Genomic DNA, 15,955 nt, shown 5'->3' with positions numbered 1-15,955 from the left:
AGCCTTGAGGGGGAATAAAAATATGAGCGTGCAGGAAATTCTTGTCATTAACGGACCGAACCTGAACCTGCTTGGGCAGCGTCAGCCGGAAATCTATGGGCATGACACGCTGGCATCGATCGAGGACAAATGCGCTGAACTGGCCAGGGAACTTGGTGTTTCGGTGCGCTTCGGGCAGTCCAACCACGAAGGTGCGATCATTGATCTGATCCACGAAGCCCGTGAAAAGTCAGCCGCGATCATCATCAATGCCGGGGCTTATACCCACACATCCATCGCAATCCACGATGCGCTTAAAACCTTTGATGGCTATATCATCGAACTGCATATTTCCAACCCGCATGCGCGCGAAGAATTCCGCCATGTCAGTTGGATCAGTTCGGTCGCAGATGCGGTGATGGCAGGGGCCGGGGCCTATGGCTATGAACTGGCAACCCGTCTGGCAGCTGAAAAAATCAAGGCGGATTGATCGCCTTAGTTTTAGGATCGTTATTGTAGATTGGCAAAAATTTCAGCGCAAAAATGGTTTGAATAATCACGACACAAACAAATATCGTCATTCCTGCGAAAGCGGGGATCCATTTTGCGTCAGCGCATATGGATTCCGGGTCTGCGCTGCGCTTCGCCCGGAATGACGGCCTATTTTGGGGCGTTAGACGGAACTGCGCGACCGCAAAGCTGCGGCCAGCGTGCCATCATCAAGGTAATCAAGCTCCCCGCCAACCGGCACACCATGGGCAAGGCGGGTGACCTTGACGCCGGTTTCCATCAGCCGTTCGGTGATGTAATGCGCGGTCGTCTGACCATCGACCGTGGCGTTGGTGGCAAGGATGACCTCAGCCACGCCATCATTGCGCACGCGATTGACCAATTGATCGATTTTAAGGTCATCCGGTCCAATGCCATCAAGCGGCGAAAGGGTGCCGCCCAGAACATGATATTGCCCCTTGAACGACGCGCCGCGTTCAAGCGCCCAAAGGTCCTGAACTTCTTCGACCACGCAGATGATATCAGACCCACGGTTGGGGTTGGCACAGATGTGGCAGGGGTCGGTCACATCGATGTTGCCGCAATTGGCGCAGTTGGTCATGGCCCTTGCGGTTTCATGTAATGAATCGGCCAACGGGATCATCAGGGTTTCGGGTTTTTTCAGCATCTGCAACACCGCACGCCGTGCCGACCGTGGCCCCAGACCCGGCAGGCGTGACAGCAGCTTGATCAGATTTTCAATTTCCCGTCCGGTCATGGAGACCCCGTGTTTGGTTTGAGCGTTCTGATAGCTTGTATCAAAAACAAAGGGCGGCGCAATGCCACCCTTTGTCGCGCACATGTATGGTGCGAAATTTGTTTGGCGTTTGATGCGGGCTCAGAACGGCAGTTTGAAGCCTTCTGGCAGGTTCATGCCGCCGGTAACGTCCTTCATCTTGTCCTGAACTGCGGCCTCGACCTTGACCTTGGCGTCGTTATAGGCAGCGACGATCAGGTCTTCGAGGACTTCGGTGTCTTCGGGGTCGACAATGCTTTTATCAAGCGAAAGGCCGCGCATTTCGCCTTTGCCATTTAGCATCACCTTGACCATGCCCGCACCGGACTGGCCTTCGATTTCGAGTTCAACCAGACCTTCCTGCATTTCCTGCATTTTGGACTGCATCTGCTGGGCCTGTTTGAGCATCCCTGCAAGGTTCTTCATAGCTCGTCGTCTCCTTCGAGATAAAACGCATCGTCATATACTGAACCGCTGTCGTCTTCTTCCCCCTCAGGGTTTTCCTGACCGGGTGGCAGATGGACGGCAACGATTTTGGCTTTGGGTAAACCATCAAGAATGGCCCTGACCAGCGGGTCTTGCGAGGCATCTGCCTTGCGCTGTTCAAGGTCTTCAAGTTCCTGTTCCTTTAGCGTCGGTGCCCCTTCTTCACGTTCGGACACACTGACCAGCCAGCGCTTGCCGGTCAGCCCGTTCAACGCCTTGATCAGTTTGGTCGAAAGATCGGAGCTGGCACCACGTGCCGGGCGGAATTCAATTCGGCCCGGTTCGAATTTCACAAGGTGCATATAATTTTTGACCTGCATGGCAAGACCGGTGGTTTCGCGGTCCTTGGCAAGAAGGTCGGCAACCTCGGCGAAGCTTTCGGGCATTTTGGCGTAAACAGGTTGTGCGACCTGTTCGGGTTCGCCAAGCGGATCCGGGCGCGATTGCGCAACGGCCGCTGCACCACGGCCACCACCGCCATTGACCACCTGCATGCGCGGGCCGGGGCCCCCAGCATTTCCGCCGCCGCCATTCCCACCGCCTTGCGGGGCATTGCCGCCCCCGGCATTGTTCATGTCCTGACGCAGTTTTTTGATCAAATCACCCGGTGGCGGCATTTCTGCCGCATAGGCCAGGCGGATCAGAATCATTTCAGCCGCCTGAATCGGCGATGGCGCAATGCGGGTTTCTTCAAGGCCCTTAAGCAGCATTTGCCAGGCACGGGTCAATTGCGGCATGGCAAGCTTGGCGGCAATTTCCTTGCCGCGTTCGCGTTCAATTTGCGAAACACCCGGATCATTGGCGGCATCGGGTGACAGCTTCACACGCGTCAGCCAATGGGTCAGATCGAGCATATCCTGCAGCATCACCGGCGGATCACCGCCAAGGGCATATTGCGCGCCGAGCAATTCAAGCGCCTCGTTGATTTCGCCCTTCATGGTGAAATCAAACAGATCGAAAATGCGCGACCGATCCGAAAGGCCAAGCATATCACGCACCTGCTGCGTGGTGACTTTGCCCGCGCCATGCGAAATCGCTTGATCAAGCAGGCTCATGCCATCGCGCACCGATCCATCGGCGGCCCGCGCAATCAGGGTGACGGCTTCTTCTTCGATCTCGGCCTTTTCCAGCCCGGCAATCCGGGTGTAGTGGGCGGCAAGTTCGTCGGTCTGCACACGACGCAGGTCAAAGCGCTGACAGCGCGACAGAACCGTGATCGGGATTTTGCGGATTTCGGTGGTGGCAAAGATGAATTTCACATGCTCTGGCGGCTCTTCAAGCGTCTTGAGCAGCGCGTTGAAAGCACTTTTCGACAGCATGTGCACTTCATCGATGATGTAGATCTTGTAGCGCGCGGATGTCGGGCGATAACGCACGCCTTCGATCAGTTCGCGAATGTCATCAACCCCGGTACGCGACGCGGCATCCATTTCCAGAACATCAACATGGCGGTCTTCGGCAATGGCCCGGCAATGTTCGCACACACCGCACGGCTCAATCGTGGCACCACCGTTGCCGTCTGCACCAATACAGTTCAGCGCACGGGCAATGATACGGGCCGTGGTGGTTTTACCAATCCCGCGCACACCGGTCAGGATAAAGGCATGCGCCAAGCGGCCACTTTCAAGCGCGTTTGACAGCGTCTTGACCATCGGCCCGTGGCCGATCAGCTCATCAAAGCTTTTCGGGCGGTATTTCCGCGCAAGAACCTGATATTCGCTTTTGGGTTCGTCGGCGTCGGCATCGGTTTGCGCGGGCACTGCTGGCGCATCCGCCGGTGCGGCGTCTGGCGCAGGGGCGGCAGTTGCGTCACCTTCGGGCGTGTCTTGGCTGGCGGTCTCGATCTGATCGCTCATTCATCCGGTCCGGAATGTTTTTAATCTTGTCTGGTTTTAGCAGTTTCCCATCCATATGGGAAAGGCCAAGTGGGAAATTTCCCACACAAATAAACCACATGTCCGATTACGTGCCGGGCAGGGTACAAACCAATGAAATGTTCGGGAAATAATGAAGGGTGAGAGACTGAACAGCGACCCGGAAAAACTCGTTACGGCTGCTACCTTCCGGTCCTGACCGGGTTGGCGAGCGGTCCGTCCACTGCCAGCCTCTCGCCCCCTATATCGCGCAAGGCGCGTTAAAACGCAAGCGTTGGCTGGGATTTTTTCTGTGTTCAAGCAATCGTTGCTTTTGACGGGCCCGCGTGCGCGTTAATGTCACCCTCCGTCACCACAGGAAATATCGTCTACCTCATGGGGTTGTCCGATATTTACCGCATCAGAATTTTGGGAAAATAACGACTATGCACAGGCTATTTTATGAGTCCGTTGATCTTGATCGCGACGCGGTTTTGCGCAAGCGCGATGACTGGCAACAGGTTCTCTTGGCCGAGGAGTCGTTGCGGATCCTGATTTGTCATGCGGGTGATCCGTTGTTTGCCTTTCCCGAAGATATGGACGCGCATGAACTGGTGGTACTTGGTGCGCCAGCCGTGCCCCACCTTGATGTCGATCTGCATGGCGGGGAATGGATTTATCTTGGTCGCGATGCAAACGGGCCGGTGATTGCGGTTGATATCGCCGTGGTGGTCAAAGACCGCGAAGACGCTGTGCGCAAGCTTGGCGGCGGGTTTGGGGATATGCGCACGCGCATGGCCTGTCTTTCGATTGACGAGGCCGGTCTTGCCGCACAAGCGCGTGCGATTTTTCATTGGCATCGCGGGCATCGGTTCTGCGGGGCCTGCGGGCACCCAAATGCAGTGGCAGAGGCGGGCTATCGCCTGCAATGCACCAACCCGAAATGTGGTAAGCCCCATTTCCCGCGCACCGACCCGGCCGTGATCATGTTGATCCATCATCAGGACCATGTGTTGCTGGCGCGGTCCCCACAATTTTTGCCCGGTATGGTGTCGGTTCTGGCTGGATTCGTTGAACCCGGTGAAACCCTGGAACAGGCGGTTGCGCGCGAAGTGCATGAAGAAGTCGGGGTGAAAATCAAACGCGCACAATATGTTGCATCTCAACCCTGGCCGTTTCCAGGGTCCTTGATGCTGGGGTTTGTCGCAGAGGCGGAAACCACCGAACTGACCCCCGATGATGATGAAATCGAGTTTGCAATGTGGGTGCATCGCGACGAGGTCGCAAACCTTCCGGCAAAGGGGATTAATCTGCCGCGCCCGATTTCAATTGCGCGCTACCTTCTGGAAAACTGGTGCGCAGGACGCATATAGTTAAGGTAAGGAAATTGTAAGCCGATGAAAAATCGGCGTTGTAATCGTCCGTTAAGTACGAGATGCAGGATAGAGTTGTGACCACAATTCGGTTCATTCGTGATGCGGTTCTGATGCCTGTGATTGTTGGCATCAGTGTGCTGGTTTGGGGGATGACGGGGGCCAAGGCACAAGGTGCGGTTACCGTCAAAGTGGGCGCATATGAATATGGTGTCGTCTATTATTACGAAGACGGGAAACCGGGCGGGATCGTGCCGGTCCTGATTCAGCGTCTGAACGATTTGCAGGACGATTATAAATTCGAACTGGTCGAGACATCGTCGCGGCGGCGCTATCAGGATGTGACCGATGCGACCGTCGATCTGATTTTGCTTGAAAGCGAGCGATGGGATTGGGGGGATTTTGATGTCACGTTTTCCGACCCCATCGTCACAGAAAGCGATTTGTATGTTGCTCTTGATACCCACCCCGACGTGCCGAGGTTATTTGCAAATGTGACCGATAGCCAGATGTTGTGCGTGCTTGGGTTCCATTACGGATTTGCCCAATACAACGCGGATCCGCAATATCTGCGCGACAACTTCGATGTGCTGTTGCGCTATAACGAAAAAGAAGTGCTGGAAGGGGTGCTGGCGCGTGAAGCCCCGATCGGCATTGTGTCTGTTGGCTTCCTCGCAAGCGAATATGCCAAACATCCCGGGTTGCAAAGCCGTCTGGCAATTGCTGATGCGCCCGACGCGACCTATGACCTGGTGTCGGTGCTTGGCAAAGATGCGCCCATTGCCCTTGATCAGTATAATGACTTGATTGGTCAGTTGCATGAAACCGGCGAGATCGCGCGCCTTTGGCAACAGCTTCATGATGGGGTATTAAACTAGGCCCTGATCCTGATCTTGGTCATGATCCCACAGGGGCCGGGCGCTTTATCGCGTTCAATCCAGCGGCGGAATCCGGGCGATGACATTGCGGCGCAGGCTGTCAGGCCGTTCGCGCCATGCGACAATCCCGCTTTCACTATCGGCATATTTCGATGCCAGTTCACAAAGGTCATCGACCATGCTCTCGGGGTCGACATTGCCATAAACATAGCCCCATTTCCCCGCCCCACTGAGTGCGATGGAACATCCTGATTTGCAATTGGTCAGGCATTCGGCAGGGTGCAGCTCAAAGGGCAGATCACGCGTGGTACAGATTTCCTGCATCTGTTCGAACAGCTTCTTGCCGTGACGCGGATCGGTTTGGCCATCGGCGTTTGATGCCGTGCAGGTGATGCAAATGTTCAGGCGGGACTTGGTGGTCATGGGATCAATCTTTGTTGGGGCTGTGGGATGCATGTGCGATATGCGGGGCGCGCATCCAATCAGCTTGCGGCCCGTTGGGTCAAGTCATCATCAAGGTGCTGGCTGACAAAATCCTGAATGTGACCTGCCAGTTGGCGCGATACCAACGGGTGCGAGTCTTCCTTGACCATCAGGGCAACACCAACTGCCGGAAGTGGGGGAAAGCCATCGCGCCCGTCAAGGATCTGAAATTCATCGGTGACACTTGCAGCCGCCAATGCGGCAACACCAAGCCCGTCGCGCACCAGATGCAAAAGCGATGCGGCCTGTCGGGTGGTGGCAACCAAAGTGAACGGCCGATCGGATTTCGAAATGGCGTCAATTGCCCATGCATGGAATTTGCAATCTTCAGCCGGCAGAACCAGTGGCATTGGATCACGCCTGTGTTGGTTATGAACCGGAGATGTCACCCAGACGCCCGGCTCATGGCGCAGGAAATAGCCTTCCTCACCCGTGGCCGATCGACTGACAAGGGATATATCAAGCTCCCCGTGATCAAGCTGGCGTTGAAGAATGATGGTCGGATTGACCGAAATAAAGAATTTGGCATCGGGAAGGGTGCTTTGAATGGCACGCAGTACCACAGGTAAAATTTTCTGGGCATAGTCATCCGGGCAGCCGATGCGAATCGGGCGTGTCGTCCCTTGTGCGCGCATTTTGCCCATGGCCTCGTCCGTCAGGCTAAGGATACGCCGCGCATAACCAACAAAGGTAATCCCGTCGTGGGTCAGCAAAACATTGCGGCCATCGCGTTCAAACAGCTTTTGATCCACCAGCTCTTCAAGCCGCTTCATCTGCATCGAAAAGGCCGATGGCGTGCGTCCGATCCGGTCTGCTGCGCGGTTAAAGCTACCGCATTCGGCAAAGGCGACAAAGCTTCTTAACAGGTCGGAATCCATTTTGGCTCCTTTGATCAGAATTTATGATCAATAAAGTTGAACAATCAGGTCAAAACTATTCGATTGTTTGACAGTGTTCCAGCGGCAAATATCAAACCCGGCCGGCCAATGCTGAAACGCGAATGTTTTTAACGCATGTGCCACAGGGAATTTTACGATGATTTTGAACGACTATTTGATGTCGGGGAACGGCTATAAAGTCCGTTTGCTGCTTTCGATGATGGGAACGCCTTTTGAGTATGTCGAACGCGACATCATGAAGGGTGAAACCCGCACGCCGGAATACCTTGAAAAGGTCAATCCAAATGGCAAAATTCCGGCCCTTGTGCTGGATGACGGGCGTGTTCTGACCGAAAGCAACGCCATTCTGACCTATCTGGGCGAGGGAACCCGTTTCATTCCCACCGATGCCTTTGCGCGTGCAGAAATGATGGGCTGGTTGTTCTTTGAACAATATGATCATGAACCCAACGTCGCGGTTCTGATTTCCTGGTATGACTTCAAAGGCCTGCCCGAACATGGCGATATTCTCGAACCGATGAAACAGGTCGGGGCCAAGCGTGCGCTTGATCTGATGGAAAAACGATTGTCAGGTCATGACTGGCTGGTGGGGGAGGCCCTATCAATCGCGGACATCGCGCTTTATGCCTATACCCATCGGGCGGAACTTGGAAAAATCAGTCTCGCACCCTATCCCGGCATTCGTGCCTGGCTTGATCGATTTACCGCCCTTCCGGGATATGTGCCAATTACCTGGACCCCTTAAACCAGTTAAAAAAGCAGCCACCACAAACAGGAGTTCCGCCATTTTCATGGTGGGGGATAGGGGAATCTGACCCCTGCCCGTGGTGGCTGAAGTGCCCTGACGTGATTAAGGGAAACGTCAGGGCGGCGGTTAAATGGCTCTTATGCCGATTTCTGAAGTTTTTCGGGCAAGATTGGATCGGTTTGTATGGCTGAACTTCTGGCTTTGAAGCGCTGAAAGGCATCATTGACATTGGGCACATCTGCCAGCATTTCCGGCCCGCCGGGCATGGCATGCAGGTAATGCAGCATCGGCATGATCAGCATGTCGGGGATGGTAAACCGTTGCCCGCAAATCCAGCCATCGCCATAGGCGGCATCAAGAACCGTCAGGTCATGACGGATGACATCGGCAATCTGGTTCATCTGGGTTACGAAGGCGGGATCATGACGTTTTTGGCTGTCGGCAAATACCATCGGGATCACAAAGTTCCGGATGATGTTCTGATCAAGCCGGGTCATCGCCAGACTGATCCATTGGTTCATGCGTGCAAGTTTGTCGGCGCGAACCGGACGCAACAACGGACCAGAAAACTTGTCATCGATGTAGCGGCAAATGGCTGCTGTTTCAAACAGAACAAAGGTGCCATCGACCAGTATTGGCACCTTGCCAAACGGATTGATTTGCACAACAGCCCGCGTGGGAGGCTGACCCGGGGTCTGCACGTTTTTGCTGCTGAATTCAAAAGGTACTTCCTTTTCAAGACAGACAATGCGGACACTGCGCGTCAAGTTGCTGCGCGGCATTCCGATGATGGTCAACGAAGACATGGCACGGTCCTTTGTTGTTCCTGCTGTGGGTAGGGGGTCGTTTGTAAACAGTGCTGACCACCAAACTTGCCAACAGGATTGCTGACCTCATAATATGTTCAAGAACATATTGTCGGGATGTGTCATGTTGGGTCTGTCGCCCAATCCAGTCATCCGATTACGTGGTGGAATTTGAAATGCCCTATGCGCCGACACATAAACCCAAGACCCGCATTCGCATCATCAATGCCGCAGTGGCCCTGTTTAAAAAGAACGGCTTTGAAAATGTCACGATTGATCAGGTGATGGCCGCAGCCGGGCTGACGCGCGGCGGGTTCTATACCCATTTCAGAAACAAGGAAGACCTGTTTGTCGCCTGTGTCGAAAGCGGCATGTCGCTTGTGACATCACCGGTTTTGGCGAAATTGCGCAAGGCAGAGATGCGCGGCAATGATTGGGTGACGTCGTTTGCTGAATTGTATTTGTCGCGCCTGCATATCGAAAACCCGGAAATGGGCTGTGCCTTGCCAACGCTTTCGACCGAAGTTTCGCGATCCGGTAATGAGGCGCGTACTGCCTTTTCCCGCGTGATCCGTCAGGCATCAGACATGCTTGCCTGGAAGTTGGCCAAGGAAGACCAGGTGCCCGGTGTCGATCCGGGCATCAATCTTGATGCTGTCGACACGGCGCGCAATGTGCCGCCGGAATATGAAGAAGAATCAACTGCCATGCTGGCAATGATGGTCGGTGCTGTCGTACTGAGTCGGGCGGTGGATGGCGAAACAGCCGACACCATTTTGGATCATACGCGCAACAAGATCGTGAACAGCCGCGCAAAGCGGACTGAGCGTGATCAGGAAAAAATCAGCTGATCAGTCGTAAAACCCTGACAGGACTTCGGCATAGATTTTTACTAGGTTTTCGATGTCATCGACCATGGCGTGCTCATCGACCTTATGCATGCTTTGCCCGACCAGACCGAATTCGGCCACTTCGGTGTATTTCTGGATAAAGCGCGCGTCCGATGTCCCGCCGGTGGTGCTCATTTCCGGGCGATGACCGGTGACTTTTTCCGATGCATCGGCAATCAGGCCCGCGAGTTTGCCGGGGTTGGACAAAAAGGCCTCGCCGGAAATCTTGACCTTAAGGTCATGGGCACCGGCATGTTCGGCACAGACATCCTCGATCCATTTTTTAAGATCGCTACCGGTGTGCTGGTCATTGAAACGGATGTTAAACGCCGCACTGACCTTGGCGGGAACAACGTTGGTTGCGGTATTTCCGGCATCAACCGTGGTGATTTCAAGGTTGCTGGGCTGGAAATGATCGGTGCCCTGATCGAGTTCGCGGGAATTTAAAACATCAAGCGTCTTGATCATACGCGGGACCGGGTTGTCGGCCAGATGCGGATAGGCAACATGGCCTTGTGAGCCATACACCGTCAGCCAGCCGGTGATCGATCCGCGACGGCCGACTTTCATCATCTGGCCCAGATATTTCGGGTTGGTCGGTTCCCCCACCAGACAGGCATCAAGTTTTTCGCCCTGCTGATCGCACCATTCGACCAGTTTCACCGTGCCATTGATCGCGTCTGCTTCTTCATCGCCGGTGATCAAAAAGCTGATTGTTTCATCGAAATCCGGGTTGGCGGCCAAAAAGGCATCCACGCCGCCGACAAAGCAGGCAATGCCGGTTTTCATATCCACAGCACCCCGGCCAAACAGGCGACCGTCTTTGACTTCGCCGCCAAACGGATCGACCGTCCACGCCGCACTGTCACCGGCGGGTACAACATCGGTATGGCCGGCAAAACAGAAATTGCGGCCCTTGCTGCCAAGCTTGGCATAAAGGTTATCAATGGCATCACTGCCATCACCGTCAAAAACCTTGCGCGTGCAGACAAAGCCCCGTGCCTCAAGCGCCTTTTGCAAAACATCAAGCGCGCCTTCATCTGCCGGGGTTACCGACGGGCAGCGGATCAGGGATTGTGCAAGTTCAAGGGCGGTGGACATTGGCACTCTCTTGGTCTTTGGGTGTTAGACGAATATAGGAATTTGAACCTATATTTTATGTTTCACATGAAACATATCAGGAACAAATATGCATTAAGGGGCGAAACAGCCATCCGTTTCGCCCCTTATATCAGATATCATAATCGCTTCGCGGGCTGAAAATCAGTCGCGCAGAAGTTCGTTGATCGAGGTTTTCGAACGGGTCTTTTCATCAACACGCTTGATGATGACCGCGCAATACAGGCTCGGCCCCGGGGTGCCATCCGGAAGCGGCTTGCCTGGAATGCTGCCCGGAACGACGACCGAATATGCCGGAACGCGACCGACAAAGGTCTCGCCGGTGGTGCGGTCGATGATTTTGGTCGATGCGCCGATGAAGACACCCATCGAAATAACCGCACCTTCTTCGACGATCACACCTTCGACGATTTCCGAACGTGCGCCGATGAAGGCATTGTCTTCGATGATGACCGGGCCGGCCTGAAGCGGCTCAAGCACGCCACCAATGCCCGCACCACCTGAAAGGTGAACGTTCTTGCCGATCTGCGCACAGGATCCAACAGTTGCCCAAGTATCGACCATGACACCGGTATCAACATAGGCGCCAAGGTTGACAAAGGACGGCATCAAAACGGTGCCCGGTGCGACATAGGCCGAACGGCGCACGATGCTGCCTGGCACTGCGCGGAAACCGGCAGATTTGAACTCGGCTTCGCCCCAACCTTCAAATTTCGACGGGACTTTGTCCCACCAGTTGGTGTTTTCGCCCGGACCGCCAGTGATGGTGGTCATGTCATTGAGACGGAAAGACAGCAGAACCGCCTTTTTGGCCCACTGATTGACGACCCATTTGCCGCCGGTTTTTTCGGCAACGCGCAGTTCGCCGGAATCCATGGCGTTCAACGCCTGTTCAACAGCCTTGCGGATTTCGCCCTGTGTGCCGGAGTTGATCTCGTCGCGGTTTTCCCAAGCGACGTTGATCACGCCTTCAAGCTCAGATTTGTTCATTTTCGAGGGTCCTTGCGGTCAGCCAAAATTTCGTTGGCGGAGAATGGTCAATGCGCGCGCGCAAGTCAACTCCGCCAGTTTACGTAGAAACGCCTGTTTCAGGCAGGTCTCCGTTCCTGATCCCTTTTTGCCCGTCTATCCCGTTCTGGGGCGCGATAGACATAGCCGATCACACCGATAAGCTCAATCCTGGAACCATGACAAATCATCCTGGCCACACATTTTGCACCGGCGGATTGTTACGGCGCCACTGACTTCACCGTCGTCATGATTACGACGTGCGCGAAAGATTGCGCAAAAACCCAACGATATCATTGGTGTGATGGTCGATACGCGGGTCGTCGCGGCCATTTTGCGCCCATTCGACATCGGTATCCACCCAAACGGTGGTCATGCCCATTTCTTTGGCAGGCAGCAGGTTTTTGGCCATGTCTTCGAAATAGACTGCCCGTGCCGGATCAATGCCATCGCGGGCAAGCAGCAGGTCATAGGGTTCCTGTTCCGGCTTGGGGATGTAATTGGCATCAACGATGTCAAAGATGGTTTCAAACCGATCGGCAATGCCCAGTCTGTCCATGACACGTTCGGCATGACCGCGCGATGCATTGGTGAAAATCAGTTTGCGGCCGGGCAGATCATCAAGGGCGGTCGCCAAATCCGGTGCCGGTGACACGACGGAGACATCAATGTCGTGCACCTTGGCCAGATAATCGGCCGGGTCAACTTCATGTTCGGTCATAAGCCCGCGCAACGTCGTGCCATAGCGGTGGAAATAGTCCTTTTGCACCCGATAGGCTTCATCCGCTTCAAGACTGAGCGCATCGCGCACATATTTCCCGATCAAGTCAGAAACCTGCGAAAACAGGTTGCATGCCGCCGGATAAAGCGTGTTGTCGAGATCAAAGATCAGAACGCTTTGATCATCAACACGGGGCAGTGCGGCTTTGGGCTTTGGGGCGTTGATCATGGTCGGGCCTTTCGGGGCGGGCTTAGCAGAACGGGCAATGTTGCCAAATGATATGTGCCAGATGTGATTTTCAGATGACCTTTGTAAGCGATCCATACGGACTTGCAAACCATGAGGATCACCCAAGAATGCAAGCGGTCAGATCGGCAGGCCCAAGCAGCACCGGGGCCTGCGAAAATCAGCCGCAGGGGTTTAAAAAATCATGCAAGACCAAACATGTACTGAGGTCTTTGGTCTGCCTTTGTAACTGCCTGGGTGTGTGCACGCCGTTGCGCCGTTTTAAGGTTCTGTAAAACCCTTGTTAAGGACAATGGGCTGATTATGACCAAAAGCCGCAAAGGCAAACAAGGCGATTTCCGTGTTCGGGGGAAGGGAAATTGTCTTTAGATCCGGGCAGCGTGAGAGGGTGCATTGGATAAGCTTGTTAAAACTCGAACGACCGAACTACGCAACGAACGCAACCGTTTTGCCGCATTGGCCTTTGTATGGGGCGATCTTCTTCTGGAGCTGGATGGGGATCTGCGCATCGTTTTTGCCTCTGGCGCATCGGATGGCATTCTGGGCCGCCGACCGCAGGATTTGGCCGGAAAGATGTTTACCGGTTTTCTGGCAAAGCAGTTTCAGCCGCTGGTGACAGAGATGCTCCAGGTTGCCCGTCGACGGGGGCGGATGGATAATATTCAGGTGCGGTTCACTCAACAGGATGATCTTCTAAGCCCGCCCGTATCCATGAGCGGCTATTTCCTGCCTGATCTTGGCGATCATTTCTTTGTCGCCCTGCGTGTGGCGATCAATTCGCTTTCCCCTGATGTTGCGGCTACCATCCAGCGCGACAATGCCACCGGGCTTTTGGATGAGGAAAGCCTTTCAAGGGTGGTTACAGAACGGCTTGTCGCGCAGCGTGAAACCGGGACTGAGCACCAGTTTACCCTTATGACGCTGAATGCTTTTGATCCGCTGTGTGCGCGGATGAAACAAATAGAACGTGCGGAGTTGCTTTCCAGTGTTGGTGCGTTTTTGCGGGCCCATTCTGTCGCCGGGGACACGGCCGGTCGGCTGGGGACAGAACAGTTTGGTATGCTGCACAGGTCTGACGTGCCGATTGGGGATCTGGAAAAGCGGATCGGTGAATGCATTCGCGATGCCGATCCTGCCGGGGTCGGGGTTGAGGTCAACTCAAACGTGACTGATTTCACCGCCGAGGTGATGCCACCGGGTGATCTTGCACGCGGTGTGCTTTATTCCATTCGGCGTTTTTGTGACCGTCAGGAACACAACTTTACCTTTTCGCGCCTGATGGGGCAGGCCGACAATCTGGTGAATAATACCTTTTCGGCCATGCAGGATTTTGGCATGCGGGTCGATCAGCTTAAATTTGATACGGTCTATCAGCCGATTGTGCGTTTGCCCAATGCGGAAATCCATCATTTCGAAGTGTTGGTCCGCTTCTATGACGATGACGGAAAACTGATCCCGACCCAAGAGCTGATCGCCTTTGCCGAGCAGGTCAATATGGTCCATCGACTTGATATCGCCATGTTGCGCCGAAACATCAAATGGATCAGATCGCAACTCGATCAGGGAATAACAGCACGGGTTGCTGTGAATATTTCCGGTCATTCGTTGGAAAATCCGGAATTTTGCCAGTCGGTGATTGCGCTGTTTGAACGCAACCGTGACGCGCTTGGTCAATTGATGCTTGAGATTACCGAAACGTCAGAAATCCATGACATTGAAACAGCATCAAGATGGATCAGCCGGTTCCGCGAATTCGGGGTGGAGATCTGCCTTGATGATTTCGGGACGGGGGCGTCCAACTTCCGGTATCTAAGTGCGATGGAAGTCGATTATGTGAAGATTGACGGTGAATCCATTCGGCAATCGATGAAGACAACAAAGGGGCTGGCGTTCCTGCGGTCGTTGGTCGAACTGTGCCATGAAATCAAGGTTGAAGTCGTCGCCGAGATGGTCGAGACCGAAAAAATGCGGGAACTGGTGACCAAGGCGAAATTCGATTACGCCCAAGGATATCTTTTCGGGAAACCCGAAGCCGACATCACACTTTATTGGCGTGATGCAATAACCTGGCAGTAACCCGCGACCATTCCCGCCAAGAATTCCGCGGTAACTTCAAACAGGATGATGCGGGGATGTTTGGCGACAGGTGGTCACTTGGGTTCCGGGCAGAAGGGGGCGAGGTGCCTATTCGCGTAAAATCGATGTGTCGGTATCACTAAGGCCGTATTTGTCCAGAATGGCGTCATACAGGCCATTTTCCCGAACGGTTGCAAGGCCCTTGTTGAGTTCGTCCATGATTGCATCGGCATTGTCGATTTTGCGTGTGATGCAGGAATAATAAGGGCTTTCGGAAATCAGTTTGGCGGCAATGTCGACCGTGTCGTTTTCCTGTTTGGCACGTTCGCTCAGCAAGTGGTCCATTGGTGCCTTAAAGGACAGCGCCACATCAATGCGCCGGGTTCGCAGCATATCGACCAACGTGGCCTCGCTGTTGGTTATCAGAACATCCAGTCCGGCTTTTTTGGCGGTTGCTTCAAGGCTGTAACCGTTAACAACCCCAACCGTCAGGTTTGAGGCATCTTCGATCGTCTCAATCCGCGCAAGCATTTCGGGCTGGGTCGCATAGAATGCGACGCGAACATAGCCAAGGGTATCGGAAAAGAGAAAATCCGCGTCGCGTTCTGGCAGGTAACTACAGGAGCACAAGCCATCGACCTGCCCGGTCCTGGCCAGAAAATAGGCTCGCCGCCAAGGATAGAACGGGGTAATGACCGTAATATTGCGTCCGGCAAAAGCCGCCCGGAGGACTTCAACGTCATAGCCCGGCATTGGGCGTTCGGAGGCAATTTTTGAAGGCGGGAAAGGGTTGCAGGCCAATGTGATTGTCGGCTGTTGACCAGCAGGCGAGATCGGCGAATTTTGCGCATTCCCATCCGCGCTTGAGGCAATCAGCCCAAATAGAAACAGGCCGGGCAGAAACAGAGCGGGCAGAACCGTTTTCAGCAGGTTGGGTTGTTGCGGGTCAGAAAGCTGTCCATTTTTGACAGGGTTTCCGACCGCAAGACAACGTGAAATTACGTTTGAAAACAGATCGACCATGCGCGTCATGATTTCGCTTTTACCAACGGCAATGTGAAGCGGGAACAGCACTCTATCACGGTTTTTCACGCATTGCGTGCTT

Annotated in this window: 16 protein-coding genes and 1 other RNA gene; 6 read left to right on the top strand and 11 right to left on the bottom strand. The window is 54.3% G+C overall.

All coding sequences use genetic code 11. The features are described 5' to 3' along the window. The first annotated feature begins 22 nt into the window (after positions 1-22). Complete coding sequence (aroQ, locus tag JF44_RS0116380) at positions 23-469, top strand: type II 3-dehydroquinate dehydratase (protein ID WP_033070077.1); 447 nt, start codon at positions 23-25, stop codon at positions 467-469. 183 nt (positions 470-652) lie between these two features. Here the strand turns inward: aroQ and recR are convergent, their stop codons facing one another. The 4 genes from recR to ffs all read right to left on the bottom strand — a co-directional run bounded on the left by recR (position 653) and on the right by ffs (position 3,859). Further along, entirely contained in the window at positions 653-1,246 is a 594-nt protein-coding gene (gene recR / locus JF44_RS0116375) for a recombination mediator RecR (protein WP_033070591.1), read from the bottom strand. 120 nt (positions 1,247-1,366) lie between these two features. Next, the gene (locus tag JF44_RS0116370) at positions 1,367-1,690 is read right to left on the bottom strand and encodes a YbaB/EbfC family nucleoid-associated protein (RefSeq protein ID WP_033070076.1); all 324 of its coding nucleotides are present in this window, start codon (positions 1,688-1,690) and stop codon (positions 1,367-1,369) included. Further along, positions 1,687-3,606: a DNA polymerase III subunit gamma/tau gene (locus tag JF44_RS0116365; RefSeq protein WP_033070075.1), complete on the bottom strand. Its 1,920-nt coding sequence runs from the start codon at positions 3,604-3,606 to the stop codon at positions 1,687-1,689. Before JF44_RS0116365 ends, JF44_RS0116370 begins: the two co-directional genes overlap by 4 nt. Positions 3,607-3,764: 158 nt before the next feature. Next, an RNA gene (gene ffs, locus JF44_RS20215) (signal recognition particle sRNA small type) lies at positions 3,765-3,859 on the bottom strand. A 190-nt stretch (positions 3,860-4,049) separates the two neighbouring features. On the opposite strand from ffs, the gene nudC reads away from it, so the two are divergent. Next, positions 4,050-4,976, top strand: a complete 927-nt coding sequence (nudC, locus tag JF44_RS0116360; RefSeq protein WP_033070074.1) for an NAD(+) diphosphatase — start codon at positions 4,050-4,052, stop codon at positions 4,974-4,976. Between the two features lie 77 nt (positions 4,977-5,053). Then, complete coding sequence (locus tag JF44_RS0116355) at positions 5,054-5,854, top strand: transporter substrate-binding domain-containing protein (protein ID WP_162181419.1); 801 nt, start codon at positions 5,054-5,056, stop codon at positions 5,852-5,854. 54 nt (positions 5,855-5,908) lie between these two features. Here the strand turns inward: JF44_RS0116355 and JF44_RS0116350 are convergent, their stop codons facing one another. Beyond that, entirely contained in the window at positions 5,909-6,277 is a 369-nt protein-coding gene (locus JF44_RS0116350) for a DUF1636 family protein (protein WP_033070590.1), read from the bottom strand. Positions 6,278-6,336: 59 nt separating this feature from the next. Beyond that, positions 6,337-7,215: a LysR family transcriptional regulator gene (locus JF44_RS0116345; RefSeq protein ID WP_033070072.1), complete on the bottom strand. Its 879-nt coding sequence runs from the start codon at positions 7,213-7,215 to the stop codon at positions 6,337-6,339. A 157-nt stretch (positions 7,216-7,372) separates the two neighbouring features. Here JF44_RS0116345 and JF44_RS0116340 point away from each other — a divergent pair, with 157 nt between their 5' ends. After that, complete coding sequence (locus JF44_RS0116340; RefSeq protein WP_033070071.1) at positions 7,373-7,981, top strand: glutathione S-transferase family protein; 609 nt, start codon at positions 7,373-7,375, stop codon at positions 7,979-7,981. Between the two features lie 140 nt (positions 7,982-8,121). On the opposite strand, the gene JF44_RS0116335 is transcribed toward JF44_RS0116340, so the two are convergent. Further along, positions 8,122-8,790, bottom strand: a complete 669-nt coding sequence (locus tag JF44_RS0116335) for a glutathione S-transferase family protein (RefSeq protein ID WP_033070070.1) — start codon at positions 8,788-8,790, stop codon at positions 8,122-8,124. A 176-nt stretch (positions 8,791-8,966) separates the two neighbouring features. On the opposite strand from JF44_RS0116335, the gene JF44_RS0116330 reads away from it, so the two are divergent. After that, entirely contained in the window at positions 8,967-9,641 is a 675-nt protein-coding gene (locus tag JF44_RS0116330; protein ID WP_033070589.1) for a TetR/AcrR family transcriptional regulator, read from the top strand. On the opposite strand, the gene dapE is transcribed toward JF44_RS0116330, so the two are convergent. From dapE to JF44_RS0116315, 3 genes are all read right to left on the bottom strand, one after another. Then, positions 9,642-10,781 (bottom strand): succinyl-diaminopimelate desuccinylase, encoded by a 1,140-nt coding sequence (gene dapE, locus JF44_RS0116325; protein ID WP_033070069.1) that lies wholly within the window; start codon positions 10,779-10,781, stop codon positions 9,642-9,644. A 162-nt stretch (positions 10,782-10,943) separates the two neighbouring features. Beyond that, positions 10,944-11,789, bottom strand: a complete 846-nt coding sequence (gene dapD / locus JF44_RS0116320) for a 2,3,4,5-tetrahydropyridine-2,6-dicarboxylate N-succinyltransferase (protein WP_033070068.1) — start codon at positions 11,787-11,789, stop codon at positions 10,944-10,946. 271 nt (positions 11,790-12,060) lie between these two features. After that, positions 12,061-12,756, bottom strand: coding sequence for a pyrimidine 5'-nucleotidase (locus tag JF44_RS0116315; RefSeq protein WP_033070588.1), 696 nt, complete (start codon positions 12,754-12,756; stop codon positions 12,061-12,063). Between the two features lie 411 nt (positions 12,757-13,167). Here JF44_RS0116315 and JF44_RS0116310 point away from each other — a divergent pair, with 411 nt between their 5' ends. After that, positions 13,168-14,850 carry an EAL domain-containing protein gene (locus tag JF44_RS0116310; RefSeq protein ID WP_033070067.1) on the top strand — a complete coding sequence of 561 codons (1,683 nt, stop codon included), beginning with the start codon at positions 13,168-13,170 and terminating at the stop codon, positions 14,848-14,850. Positions 14,851-14,958: 108 nt separating this feature from the next. Here JF44_RS0116310 and JF44_RS0116305 read toward each other — a convergent pair whose 3' ends face one another. Then, positions 14,959-15,942, bottom strand: a complete 984-nt coding sequence (locus tag JF44_RS0116305; protein ID WP_156111711.1) for a substrate-binding periplasmic protein — start codon at positions 15,940-15,942, stop codon at positions 14,959-14,961. Positions 15,943-15,955: the final 13 nt, after the last annotated feature.

The organism is Thalassospira australica (genome assembly GCF_000763295.1).
Classification (GTDB): Bacteria; Pseudomonadota; Alphaproteobacteria; order Rhodospirillales; family Thalassospiraceae; genus Thalassospira; species Thalassospira australica.
Note: the sequence above shows the minus strand (reverse complement) of the source record. Positions and strands in the feature narration are given on the sequence as shown.

What these genes read in the sequence shown, in the direction of transcription:
- JF44_RS0116370 (WP_033070076.1), bottom strand. Translation starts at nt 1,690, where the DNA reads ATGAAGAACCTTGCAGGGATGCTCAAACAGGCCCAGCAGATGCAGTCC.
- JF44_RS0116315 (WP_033070588.1), bottom strand. Translation starts at nt 12,756, where the DNA reads ATGATCAACGCCCCAAAGCCCAAAGCCGCACTGCCCCGTGTTGATGAT.
- recR (WP_033070591.1), bottom strand. Translation starts at nt 1,246, where the DNA reads ATGACCGGACGGGAAATTGAAAATCTGATCAAGCTGCTGTCACGCCTG.
- JF44_RS0116350 (WP_033070590.1), bottom strand. Translation starts at nt 6,277, where the DNA reads ATGACCACCAAGTCCCGCCTGAACATTTGCATCACCTGCACGGCATCA.
- dapD (WP_033070068.1), bottom strand. Translation starts at nt 11,789, where the DNA reads ATGAACAAATCTGAGCTTGAAGGCGTGATCAACGTCGCTTGGGAAAAC.
- JF44_RS0116340 (WP_033070071.1), top strand. Translation starts at nt 7,373, where the DNA reads ATGATTTTGAACGACTATTTGATGTCGGGGAACGGCTATAAAGTCCGT.
- JF44_RS0116365 (WP_033070075.1), bottom strand. Translation starts at nt 3,606, where the DNA reads ATGAGCGATCAGATCGAGACCGCCAGCCAAGACACGCCCGAAGGTGAC.
- JF44_RS0116345 (WP_033070072.1), bottom strand. Translation starts at nt 7,215, where the DNA reads ATGGATTCCGACCTGTTAAGAAGCTTTGTCGCCTTTGCCGAATGCGGT.
- JF44_RS0116335 (WP_033070070.1), bottom strand. Translation starts at nt 8,790, where the DNA reads ATGTCTTCGTTGACCATCATCGGAATGCCGCGCAGCAACTTGACGCGC.
- aroQ (WP_033070077.1), top strand. Translation starts at nt 23, where the DNA reads ATGAGCGTGCAGGAAATTCTTGTCATTAACGGACCGAACCTGAACCTG.
- nudC (WP_033070074.1), top strand. Translation starts at nt 4,050, where the DNA reads ATGCACAGGCTATTTTATGAGTCCGTTGATCTTGATCGCGACGCGGTT.
- dapE (WP_033070069.1), bottom strand. Translation starts at nt 10,781, where the DNA reads ATGTCCACCGCCCTTGAACTTGCACAATCCCTGATCCGCTGCCCGTCG.
- JF44_RS0116330 (WP_033070589.1), top strand. Translation starts at nt 8,967, where the DNA reads ATGCCCTATGCGCCGACACATAAACCCAAGACCCGCATTCGCATCATC.